The sequence below is a fragment of the Mycolicibacter senuensis genome (assembly GCF_002101885.1).
GTDB classification, from domain to species: domain Bacteria; phylum Actinomycetota; class Actinomycetes; order Mycobacteriales; family Mycobacteriaceae; genus Mycobacterium; species Mycobacterium senuense.
This window is the reverse complement of record NZ_LQPS01000029.1, coordinates 40261-51519: the sequence shown is the minus strand read 5'-3', so window position 1 is coordinate 51519 and position 11259 is coordinate 40261. Positions and strand designations below refer to the sequence as shown.

Here is an 11259-nt window from a genome sequence, read left to right as displayed (position 1 = left end):
CCCGCGGCTCAGCGGCGTCGCGCGGCGGCCAGCCGAGACGCGAACTCCGGTGACTCCACCGTCGCCGCCTGCGGACCCAGTTCGGTGCGCTTGGCGAACTCGTGCTGCTCGCCCTCCACCGCTCCCGGACTCGCCGTGGTGCGCATCGTGGCCTTGGTCGCCAACACCACGTCCCGCGGTGCCGACGCCGGCCCGGCGGCCAACGTGATCGCCGCGTCGACCGGATCGTCGGCGACCTGCAGGGCCAACCCGTGCTGCACTGCGGCCCGGGCGTCGAAACGCATACCGAACAACAGCGCCGCCCGGGCGGCCTGGGGTCCCACGGCCCGATGCAGCATCCAGGTGGCGCCGCCCCCGGGGTGCAGACCCAACTGCTGGAACCGGGCGTCGAACACGGCTGCCGGGCCGGCGATCCGCACATCAGCCGCCAGTGCCAGATTCAGCCCGGCGCCCACCGCGGCGCCGTTGACCGCGGCGACGGTGGGCAGCGCGCACTGCGCGACCGCCATGAAGCCGTCGTAGAGCGCCAGCAGGCCGTCTTCGGTGGCGGCTCCGAGCGCCGACAGGTCGGCGCCGGCGCAGAACGCCCGGCCCGCGCCGGTGACCACCACCGCGTGCACGCCGGTGTCGGCTTCGGCCCGCTGCACCGCGGCCCGCAATTGTGCCGACATCGCGCCGGTGACCGCGTTACGCCGGTCGGGATCATTGACGGTAATCAACGCCACCCGGTCAGCGACGCTGAACAAGACGAGATCGGATTGTGTCATCGACGATGACGGTATCGCGAACCCGGTCAGGCGACCCAGGCGATGATCACGGCGGACACCGCAATCAGCGCGATCATGAAGACCGTGTAGAGGATGAGGGTGCGTTCGTGGCCCATGAGCCTGCCTTTCCCGGTTTACCCGGCATCATTGCGGGTTTCCGACACAATGTCACGCGACAGGTGGCCCTGTGCTGCACTTCGGTGCGCCCCCGGCAGGACTCGAACCTGCGACCACAAGATTAGAAGTCATGTGCTCTATCCGCCTGAGCTACGGGGGCATTGCAGGCCAGTTTATCGGCTGATGGCGCCGGATTGGCGGCGACCGAGCAACGCGGCGTCGGGCCGTCGATATGTGGCTTCCAATTCAACCGGCCAGCAGAGTATTTCGTTTTGCCCACCGGAGGCCTGATCTGGACAATCGACACCCGTCGCCAGCGGCTAACAACTAGCGTTGAATGGAGTTCGTGATCAGTGTGAATCAGGAGGGGCGCGTGGTTGTCGCAGCGTCGGTGCGCCGGGCAGGCTCGGACGGTGAACCGGTGTCGGGAGCGCCACGTGGGTGACCTGGTCGACGCCGCGGGCCTGCCGACCGAACTCGGTGCCGTCGACTATCTGTTGCACCGCGGCGAGGCCAACCCGCGCACCCGTTCGGGAATCATGGGCTTGGAGTTGCTCGACACCACTCCGGACTGGATTCGTTTCCGCGGGCTGTTCGAGAACGTTTCCCGGCGGGTGCTGCGGCTGCGCCAGAAGGTCGTGGTGCCGACGCTGCCGACGGCGGCGCCGCGCTGGGTGGTGGACCCCGACTTCAACCTCGACTTCCACGTGCGCCGGCTGCGGGTGCCCGAACCCGGCGGGCTGCGCGAAGTGCTCGACCTGGCCGAGGTGAGTCTGCAATCACCGCTGGACATCCAGCGACCGCTGTGGTCGGCGACGCTGGTGGAGGGGCTGGCCGGGGGGCGGGCCGCCACGTTGCTGCACCTGAGTCACGCCGTCACCGACGGTGTCGGCGGCGCTGCGATGTTCGGACAGATCTACGACCTGGAACGCGATCCGCCCGCCCGGGCGATGCCGCCGCAACCGGTACCGCAGGACCTGTCGGCCAACGACCTGATGCGCGACGGCATCAACCATCTGCCCGCGACGGTGCTCGGCGGTACCCGTGATGTGCTGTTCGGTGCGCTGTCGATGGCAACCCGCACGGTGCGTGACCCGTTGTCGGCGGTGGCCGGTGCCATCGGCTACGCCCGGTCCAGCGCGCGGGTGATGAGTCAGGCCGCAGAACCCTCGCCACTGCTGCGTCGGCGCAGCCTGACCAGCCGCACCCAGGCGATCGACGTCGGGCTGTCGGATCTGCACCGGGCCGCCAAGGCAGGTGGCGGGTCGATCAACGACGCCTACCTGGCCGCGCTCTCCGGTGCGCTCGGGCGCTACCACCGGGCGCTGGGTGTCCCGATCGCCACCTTGCCGATGGCCATCCCGGTGAACCTGCGCGCTGAGGCCGATCCCGCCGGCGGCAACCGCTTCACCGGAGTGAATCTGGCCGCCCCGGTCGGAGTCGCCGACCCGGTGGAGCGGATGAAGCGGATCCGGTCCCAGATGACGCGGCGGCGCGAAGAGCCCGCAATGGATGTGATCGGCTCCGTCGCACCGCTGTTGAGCGTCATCCCGACGCCGGTCCTGGAGAAGATGACCGAGTCCGTCGTCGGTGCCGACGTGCAGGCCAGCAACGTGGCGTTCTATCCCGGTGAAACCTACATCGCCGGAGCGAAAGTGCTGCGGCACTATGGAATCGGCCCGCTTCCGGGGGTGGCGATGATGGTGGTGTTGATTTCGCGCGGCGGTGAGTGCACCATCACCGTCCGCTACGACCGCGCTGCGGTCCGCGACGAGAAGCTGTTCGGCGCATGTCTGGTCCAGGGATTCGACGAGGTGTTGGCGCTCGCCGGTGAGCCTGCGCCGCACTGCGTGGCGGCGTCGTTCGATCCGGGTGCCGCATCATGACCGACGACCAGACACCGCAGCCACCGCGTGACATGCGGCTGCCCGGCTCGGTGGCCGAGATCGCCGCCAGCCCGTCCGGTCCCAAAATCGGCGCCTTCTTCGACCTCGACGGCACCCTGGTGGCCGGCTTCACCGCCGTCATCCTCACCCGGGAACGAGTCCGCAGCCGTGACATGGGGATCGGGGAGTTGTTCGGCATGATCCAGGCCGGGCTCAACCACCAACTCGGCCGCATCGAATTCGAGCAACTCATCACCAAGGCGTCCTCGGCCTTGCAGGGGCGCTCGATCACTGACCTCGACGAGATCGGCGAGCGGTTGTTCGTCCAGAAGATCGCCGGACGGATCTACCCGGAGATGCGCGAAGTGGTGCGCGCGCATCAGGCTCGGGGACACACCGTGGTGCTGAGTTCCTCGGCGCTGACCATCCAGGTCGAACCGGTCGCCCGCTTCCTCGGCATCACCAACACCCTCACCAACGCCTTCGTCACCGACGAGAACGGCGTGCTCACGGGGGATGTGCGGGATCCGATCCTGTGGGGACCGGGAAAGGCCGCCGCGGTGCAGAAGTTCGCCGCCGAGCACGACATCGATCTGCAGGACAGCTACTTCTACGCCGACGGCGACGAGGACGTCGCGTTGATGCATCTGGTCGGCAACCCCAGACCGACCAACCCCGAAGGCAAGATGGCCTCGGTCGCGCGCAAGCGGGGCTGGCCGATCCTGCGGTTCAGCAGCCGCGGCAGTGGCGTCGTCGGTCAGCTGCGCAACCTCGCCGCGCTGGGATCGATGGTGCCGGTGGGCGCCGGCGCGATCGGGCTGGGCCTGTTGAGCGGCAGCCGGCGCCGGGGTGTCAACTTCTTCACGGCCTTCTTCCCGCATCTGCTGCTGAGTCTTAACGGCGTGCAGCTCAACGTGATCGGCAAGGAGAATCTCACCGCGAGCCGGCCGGCGGTGTTCATCTTCAATCACCGCAATCAGGTCGACCCGGTCATCACCGCATCGCTGGTGCGCGACAACTGGGTCAGCGTCGGCAAACGCGAGCTGGAGCGCGACCCGATCGCCGGCCCGCTGGGAAAGCTGACCGAGATGGTGTTCATCGACCGGGACGACGCGGCATCGGCGGTGGAATCACTGCACGAGGTCGAGGAACGCGCCAAGCGGGGGCTGTCGGTGGTGATCGCCCCCGAGGGCACCCGCGTCGACACCACCGGGGTGGGGCCGTTCAAAAAGGGGCCGTTCCGTATCGCGATGGCCGCGGGGATTCCGATCGTGCCGATCGTGATCCGCAATGCCGAGGTGGTCGCCGCCCGGGACTCGATGAGCGCCAATCCGGGCACCGTCGACGTCGCGGTGTTCCCGGCGATCTCGGTCGAGGACTGGACAGTCGACAACCTGTCCGACCGGATCGCGGAGATCCGTCAGCTCTATCTGGACACGCTGGCCGACTGGCCGGTCGACGAGTTGCCGCGGTGGTCGCCCAAGCCGGCCAAGAAGGCCGCGGCCAAGAAGACGCCGGCCAAGAAGGCCGCCGCCAAAAAGACAGCGTCGAAGGCGAACAAGACCGCCGGCCCGAAAGAGGTGCAGTGACGACATCACCGGCCACCGATCCCGCCGACCACTCCGAACCCACCGTGACCGGCGACACGCTGGTGTTGGCGTTCGTGTCGTCGGACGTGGAGGCCGGCCTGGTCAGGGATTGGCTGGATCGGTACCGACAGGCGAATCCCGATGTCCGCGCCGAGCTGTTTCCGCTCGAACCGGACAGGCCGCCCTCGACGATGGCCCGGCTGGTGGGACAGCTCGAACGCGACGAACAGCGCTCGATCTTGCCGGTGCGGGTGTTCTGGATGCCGCGGGCTGGAGCGTCGGCGCTGTCCCGGGTGGCCGCGCTGCTGCCCGGCCGTAACCCATACCGGCCCGGCGAGCGTCAGCAACGCCAGATCGTGCGGACCGACGCGGCGCTGGCCCGGGTGGTCGCCGGCGAGCCGGCCAGCGTCGCCCACCTGCGCGAGCAGTGGAGCGAGAACACCGTCGGCGACAACCCCCGCGACTTCGCGCACTTCGTCACCCGGCGGGCGGTGCTGGCGCTGGAGCGTGCCGAGTACCGGATCCTGGGACCGCAGTACAAGTCACCGCGGCTGGTCAAGCCCGAGATCTTGGCGTCCACCCGTTTTCGCGACGGACTGAAGGCCATTCCCGGCGCCACGCTCGAAGAGGCGGGCAAGATGCTCGACGAGCTGTCCACCGGGTGGAGTCGCGTCTCGGTCGACCTGGTCGGTGTGCTGACCCGAATGCTCAGCCGCGGGTTCGACCCCGAGATCGACTACGACGAGTATCAGGTCGCCGCGCTGCGCACCGCGCTGGAAAGCCATCCCGCGGTGCTGCTGTTCTCCCACCGCTCCTACATCGACGGCGCGGTCATGCCGGTGGCGATGGCCGAGAACCGGCTGCCGCCGGTGCACGTATTCGCCGGGATCAACCTGTCTTTCGGATTGATGGGGCCACTGCTGCGCCGCTCCGGGGTGATCTTCATCCGGCGCAGTATCGGCAACAACCCGCTCTACAAGTACGTGCTCAAGGAGTACGTCGGCTACGTGATGGAGAAGCGGTTCAACCTGAGCTGGTCCATCGAGGGAACCCGGTCGCGCACCGGCAAGATGCTGCCTCCCAAGCTCGGGCTGATGACCTACGTCGCCGACGCCTACCTGGATGACCGCACTGACGATGTTCTGCTGCAAGGTGTTTCGATCAGCTTCGACCAATTGCACGAGACCGACGAATACGCCGCCTATGCCCGCGGCGGGGAGAAGACCCCGGAGGGGGCTCGTTGGCTCTACCGGTTCATCAAAGCGCAGGGCGAACGCAACTACGGCAAGATCTACGTGCGTTTCCCCGAAGCGGTGTCGATGCGGCAGTACCTCGGGTCCCCCGACGGTCCGGCGGCGAGCGATCCCGATGCCAAGCGGCTGGCCATGCAGAAGATGGCCATCGAGGTGGCCTGGCGGATCCAGCGCGTCACCCCGATCAGTGCCACCGGCCTGGTGTCCGCACTGTTGCTGACCACCCACGGGTTGGCGTTGACGCTGGACCAGATCCACCATTCGCTGCAAGACGGTCTGGACTTTTTGGAACGCAAGCAGACCCCGATCTCCACCAGTGCGCTGCGGCTGCGCAGCCGCGACGGGGTGCGCGCGGCGGTCGACGCGATGTCCAACGGGCATCCGGTCACCCGCGTCGACGGAGGCCGCGAGTCGGTGTGGCGGATCGCCCCCGAAGACGAGCACGCCGCCTCGTTCTACCGCAACTCGGTCATCCACGCCTTCCTGGAGACCTCGATCGTCGAGTTGGCGCTGGCCCACGCCCGCCGCGGCGAAGGCGACCGGCTCGACACCTTCTGGACCCAGGCGATGCGGTTGAGGGACCTGCTGAAGTTCGATTTCTATTTCGCCGACTCGGCCACGTTCCGCGACAACATCGCCGAGGAGATGTCCTGGTTCTCCGATTGGGAATCGCGGGTCGCCGCCGGCGGGGCCGAGGTCGACGGGATTCTCTCGGAGAAGTCCCCGGTGACCTCCGACGTCATGCTGCGGGTGTTCTTCGAGGCCTACGAGATCGTCGCCGACGTGCTCTGCGATGCGCCGCCCGACATCGGCGAGCAGGAACTGACCCAGCTGGCCCTGGGAGTGGGGCGGCAATACGTGGCGCAGGGCCGGGTCCGCAGCAGTGAGTCGGTGTCGACTTTGCTGTTCGCCACGGCATGCCAAGTCGTCGCCGACCAGAACCTGTTGGAGAACACGCCGGACCTGGCCGAGCGCCGCCGGGCGTTCCGGGCCGAATTGCGGGGCGTCCTGAAGGACTCCGACCACATCGCCCGGCTCGCCCGGGAGGCATTCGCCGCCAGGGATATCGGGATGCGCCGGCATTGGCGGGGCGTGGGCGGCCAATAGCGCCGCGACGCCTCGATACGCGCAGTTTCGGGCGCGCACCATACGCTGGGGCCATGACCTCTGCTGCGGCCACCGGCGCCCGCTCGGCCAAGTTCGCGCCGGTGCTGGCCGGGGTGGCGATGCTGGCCGGCGGCACCGCCGCCGCGATCGCCGCGCTGTCGTTGGCTGACGCCCTGACCGTGACCGGCCTGCCCGATCCGGGGCCGGCGACCACCCTGGGCCTGCCGTTCGTGCGGGCGGTCGGCGAGATCGCCGCGGTGCTGGCGGTGGGCTCGTTTCTACTCGCCGCGTTCCTGGTGCCGCCACAACCCAGCGGCGTGCTCGATGTCGCCGGCTACCGTGCCCTGCGACTGGGTACGGTGGCGTCGGGGATCTGGGCGGTGTGCGCGGCTCTGCTGGTCCCGCTGACCATCTCCGATGTCTCCGGACACCCGCTGTCGGAGTTCCTGAATCCGGCCACCACCTGGTCGCTGACCGGGATGATCAACACCGCGTCCGCCTGGCGATGGACGGCAGTCCTCGCCGCGGCGGTGACCCTGGTCAGCCTGTCGGTGCTGCGCTGGTCCTGGACACCGGTGCTGCTGGCCGGTTCGCTGTTCACCCTCATCCCGTTGGGCCTGACCGGGCACTCGGCGGCCGGCGGCTCACACGACCTGGCCACCAACAGCCTGCTGATCCACCTGGCCGCCGCGGGGCTGTGGGCCGGCGGGCTGCTCGCACTGTTGGTACACGCGCTGCGCGGCGGTGAACACGCCGGTCTGGCGGCGCGGCGGTTCTCCGCGGTGGCGCTGTGGTGCTTTGTGGCCATGGGATTGTCCGGGGTGCTCAACGCGCTGGTGCGTATCGCCCCGCCGGACGTGCTGACCAGCGAGTACGGCCGACTGGTGCTGGCCAAGTTCGTCGCGCTGTGTCTGCTCGGCGTGCTGGGCTGGCAACAGCGGCGCCGTGGGGTTGCGGCGCTGCAGACCGATCCGGCGTCGAGTGCCGCGCTGATCCGGCTGGCCCTGGTCGAGGCCGTCATCCTCGCGGCCACTTTCGGGATCGCGGTCGGGCTGGGGCGGACCCCACCGCCCCCGCCGCCGGTGCTGAACCCGTCGGTGCCGATGGTGAAGATCGGCTACGACTTCGCCGGCCCGCCCACCGTGGCGCGGATCCTGTTCGACTGGCGGTTCGACGTGATCTTCGGCACCGCCGCGGTGGTGCTGGCGGCCGTCTACCTGGCCGGCGTGCTGCGACTGCGACGCCGCGGCGACGCCTGGCCGGTGGGCCGTACCACCGCCTGGCTGCTGGGCTGTGCGACGTTGCTGGTCGCCACCTCCTCGGGAACCGGGCGCTACATGCCGGCGATGTTCAGCATGCACATGGTCGTGCACATGCTGCTGTCGATGCTGGTGCCGATCCTGCTGGTGCTGGGCGGGCCGACCACGTTGGCGCTGCGGGCGCTGCCGGCCGCCGGCCGCGGCGATCCGCCCGGGATGCGGGAATGGCTGTTGGCGGCGCTGCACAGTCGAGTGTCGCGATTCCTCACCAACCCGATCGTCGCGGCGGTGATCTTCGTCGCCGGCTTCTACGGGCTGTACTTTTCCACCATCTTCGACTCGATCGTCGGCAGCCATGCGGGGCACGTCGCGATGAATGTGCACTTCATGCTCAGCGGCTACCTCTTCTACTGGGTCGTGATCGGGGTGGATCCCACCCCGCGTCCGATCTCACCGCTGGCCAGACTGGCGGTGGTGTTCGCCTCGCTGCCCATGCACGGGTTCTTCGGGGTGCTGCTGATGGGCATGCACAAGGTGCTGGGCGAGTGGTTCTACGCCAGCCTCGGATTACCCTGGCACACCGACCTGGCCGCAGATCAGCACCTGGGTGGCGGAATCACTTGGGCAGCCGGCGAATTGCCGCTACTCATGGTGATGATCGCGCTCTTGGTGCAGTGGCATCGCAGTGACAGCCGGACCGCGAAACGGATGGACCGCTCCGCCGACCGCGATGACGACGCCGAGCTGGCCGCCTACAACGCGATGCTGGCCGAGGCGGCTCGCCGCGACGCTCTCGGGCGGCACTGACCCCGCTATTCGCGCAGGCCGGTCTCGGCGATCGCGTCCGCTTCCTGCTCGGTTGCCACCGAAGGCCCCGAGCCCGGCAGTACTTTCCCGGCCGTCTCGGGCGTGAACCACAGCGTGATCGCGCCCACGACGCCCGCGGCCATCAGGATGAAGGCCGGCAACATCACGTTGCCGGTTCCCGAGACCAGCGTCTCGGCGACCAGCGGAGTGGTGCCACCGAACAACGAGACCGAGATGTTGAATCCGATGGCCACCGCGAAAAAGCGCACCTGGGTGGGGAACAGCGCGGGCAGCGTCGACGGTGTGGTGCTGTTGAAGCACACCAGCATCAGACCGATGAGCAGCACACCGAGCAGCCGGATCGGATAGTTTCCACCGTGGCGGATCAGCAGGAATGCCGGCACGGAGCCGAAGATCAGGAGGCTGCTGCCGGTCCACAGCAGCGGCTTGCGGCCGATGCGGTCGGACAATCTGGCCATCGGCATCACGACGACCAACATCATCACCAGGGCCACCACGATCATCGTCAGCCCGCGGCTGCCGCTGATACCGCCGACCTGCTTGAAGTATGTCGGCAGGTATCCGGTGAGCATGTAGTTGGTGACGTTCTCCGCCAGCACCAGGCCCATGCAGATCAACAGTCCCCGGCGCTGTCCCACGACGGTGTGCCGGAACTGCTCCCACCCGGTTTCGCGGGCCACCGAGTTGTCCTCGCCGGCCTGTCCCAGCTCTTCAAAGGCCGGTGATTCATCGATGCGCAGCCGCATGTACAGGGTGACGATGGCCAGCGGCACGCCCAGCAGGAAGGGGACTCGCCAGCCCCAGTGCAGCATGTCGGACACCGGCAGTTGGGATTGGATCAGGGTGACCACGCCGGCGCCGGTGATGTAGCCGCCCAGTGTGCCCAACGGCAGATATCCGGTCAGCGCCCCGCGGCTGCGGTCCGGGGCGTGTTCGCTGACGTAGGTCATCGCACCGACGTACTCGCCGCCGGTGGAGAAGCCCTGCATCAGCTTGGTGACGATCAGCAGGATCGGAGCCCAGATCCCGATCGCCTCGTACGACGGCAGCAGCCCCGTGATCGTGGTGCCGATCGCCATCAGCGAGACGGTCATGATCAGGACCTTCTTGCGGCCGATGCGGTCACCGAGTGCGCCGAAGAATATCCCGCCGAACGGCCGCACCGCGAAAGCCGCGGCCAGCGTGCCGAATGTGGCGATCAGGCCTACCGCGCTGGAGCTGTCACCGGGGTAGAAGACCTGCGCGAGCGTGGTGGCGAGGAAGCCGTAGATGCCGAAGTCGTACCACTCCATGAAGTTGCCGACAGCAGTGCCGGCAATCGAGCGTTGCATGGCTTTCGGGTCCGAAACCCGGATTTCGTCGCGTGCCCATGTGCTGCGGCCGGTGTGTGCACCGCTGCCGGACTGGCCTTTGGTATCCACCGCAAGCAACGTATACCAACGGTTTCGTCGCCGCGCGGGCCCCCCTGCCGGGTCCGCCGGTTCGAGGGCACCTAGCATGGCGGGCATGCGCAGGCTCCCCGCCGTACTGACTGTTGCGAGTGCCGCCGCTGCCCTGGTCGCCGGTTGCTCGTCCACCACTCCAACCGCGCCGTCGGTTTCGTCGTCTGCTGTCACCCCGACAGTCGAGTCGACCACCGCGCCGACCTCCGCGCCGACGACGTCGTCGGCCCCCGAACCGTCGTCGGCTACGGAATCGCCCACGGAATCGGCGACGTCCTCGAAGCCGTCGCCCACGTCCTCGAAGAAGGCCAGCGAGCCACTGCCGACCGCCGCGGCGATTCTCAAGGAGTCCAGCGTCACCACCGCAGCAGTCGAAAGCGCGCACCTGAGTCTGTCGGCGAGCAGCAGCATCGAGAACATGGCGATCACCGCGCTCGACGGCGACGTGACCCGGCAGCCTGCCGAGGCGGCGAAGGGCTACGCCAAGATCAGGTACCGGGGAGCTCCGGCTTACGTGGAGTTCGTGGTGTTCGGCGGCAATCTCTACGTGTCGCAAGATGATGGCCGCTGGATCGACTACGGGCCGGCCGCGAACTTCTACGACGTGGCGTCGATCCTGAGCCCGGATACCGGACTCGCCGACATGCTGACCGAGTTCATCGACCCGGAGGTCGAGGGCCGCGAGACGATCGATCTCGGCACTGACGAAGTGCACACCGTCCGGATCAGCGGCCAGGTGTCGGCCCGCGCGGCGAAGAAGATCGTGCCGCAGTTGCAGGCCGCCAAACGGACGTCGTGCACGGTCTGGATCCAGGAGACCGGGGATCATCACCTGGTTGCGCTCAAGCTGGCGTCCGGCGCCGACGAGTCCGTGGTGATCACCTTCTCGAATTGGGATGCGCCGGTGAAGGTCGGCAAGCCGCGGGTGTAGGACCGCCATCGCGGTTATCCCCAGTTCGTATTCCTTCCACAGCCGGCCGTCACAGCGGCGGCCTGCCCGGCCTGGTTGTC

The 11259-nt window shown here is 68.1% G+C and carries 7 protein-coding genes and 1 tRNA gene; 5 read left to right on the top strand and 3 right to left on the bottom strand.

Annotation, left to right across the window (positions count from 1 at the left end; all coding sequences use genetic code 11):
- Positions 1–8: 8 nt before the first annotated feature.
- Positions 9–767 carry an enoyl-CoA hydratase gene (locus AWC24_RS07085; RefSeq protein WP_085083367.1) on the bottom strand — a complete coding sequence of 253 codons (759 nt, stop codon included), beginning with the start codon at positions 765–767 and terminating at the stop codon, positions 9–11.
- A 203-nt stretch (positions 768–970) separates the two neighbouring features.
- Positions 971–1044: transfer RNA gene (locus tag AWC24_RS07080), tRNA-Arg, on the bottom strand.
- A 277-nt stretch (positions 1045–1321) separates the two neighbouring features.
- Between AWC24_RS07080 and AWC24_RS07075 the strand changes: the two genes are divergently transcribed.
- Genes AWC24_RS07075 through AWC24_RS07060 form a run of 4 tightly spaced genes read left to right on the top strand, consistent with a single transcriptional unit; the run spans position 1322 to position 8785 of the window.
- Entirely contained in the window at positions 1322–2770 is a 1449-nt protein-coding gene (locus AWC24_RS07075) for a wax ester/triacylglycerol synthase family O-acyltransferase (RefSeq protein WP_085083365.1), read from the top strand.
- The gene (locus AWC24_RS07070) at positions 2767–4359 is read left to right on the top strand and encodes an HAD-IB family hydrolase/lysophospholipid acyltransferase family protein (RefSeq protein WP_085083363.1); all 1593 of its coding nucleotides are present in this window, start codon (positions 2767–2769) and stop codon (positions 4357–4359) included. The genes AWC24_RS07075 and AWC24_RS07070 overlap by 4 nt, the downstream gene beginning before the upstream one ends.
- Entirely contained in the window at positions 4356–6719 is a 2364-nt protein-coding gene (locus tag AWC24_RS07065) for a glycerol-3-phosphate 1-O-acyltransferase (protein WP_085083361.1), read from the top strand. The genes AWC24_RS07070 and AWC24_RS07065 overlap by 4 nt, the downstream gene beginning before the upstream one ends.
- Before the next feature lie 53 nt (positions 6720–6772).
- Positions 6773–8785 carry a bifunctional copper resistance protein CopD/cytochrome c oxidase assembly protein gene (locus AWC24_RS07060; RefSeq protein ID WP_085083359.1) on the top strand — a complete coding sequence of 671 codons (2013 nt, stop codon included), beginning with the start codon at positions 6773–6775 and terminating at the stop codon, positions 8783–8785.
- Positions 8786–8790: 5 nt separating this feature from the next.
- Here the strand turns inward: AWC24_RS07060 and AWC24_RS07055 are convergent, their stop codons facing one another.
- Positions 8791–10137, bottom strand: a complete 1347-nt coding sequence (locus AWC24_RS07055) for an MFS transporter (RefSeq protein WP_085083430.1) — start codon at positions 10135–10137, stop codon at positions 8791–8793.
- Between AWC24_RS07055 and AWC24_RS07045 the strand changes: the two genes are divergently transcribed.
- A complete protein-coding gene (locus tag AWC24_RS07045; RefSeq protein WP_337341296.1) occupies positions 10076–11179 on the top strand; it encodes an LppX_LprAFG lipoprotein in 1104 nt (367 codons plus the stop codon). The two genes, AWC24_RS07055 and AWC24_RS07045, sit on opposite strands and share 62 nt — an antisense overlap.
- Positions 11180–11259: the final 80 nt, after the last annotated feature.

Bases quoted from the DNA above. Each gene is read 5' to 3' on its own strand.
- AWC24_RS07085 (WP_085083367.1), bottom strand. From the start codon at position 767: ATGACACAATCCGATCTCGTCTTGTTCAGCGTCGCTGACCGGGTGGCG.
- AWC24_RS07070 (WP_085083363.1), top strand. From the start codon at position 2,767: ATGACCGACGACCAGACACCGCAGCCACCGCGTGACATGCGGCTGCCC.
- AWC24_RS07055 (WP_085083430.1), bottom strand. From the start codon at position 10,137: ATGCAACGCTCGATTGCCGGCACTGCTGTCGGCAACTTCATGGAGTGG.
- AWC24_RS07045 (WP_337341296.1), top strand. From the start codon at position 10,076: ATGCCGAAGTCGTACCACTCCATGAAGTTGCCGACAGCAGTGCCGGCA.
- AWC24_RS07060 (WP_085083359.1), top strand. From the start codon at position 6,773: ATGACCTCTGCTGCGGCCACCGGCGCCCGCTCGGCCAAGTTCGCGCCG.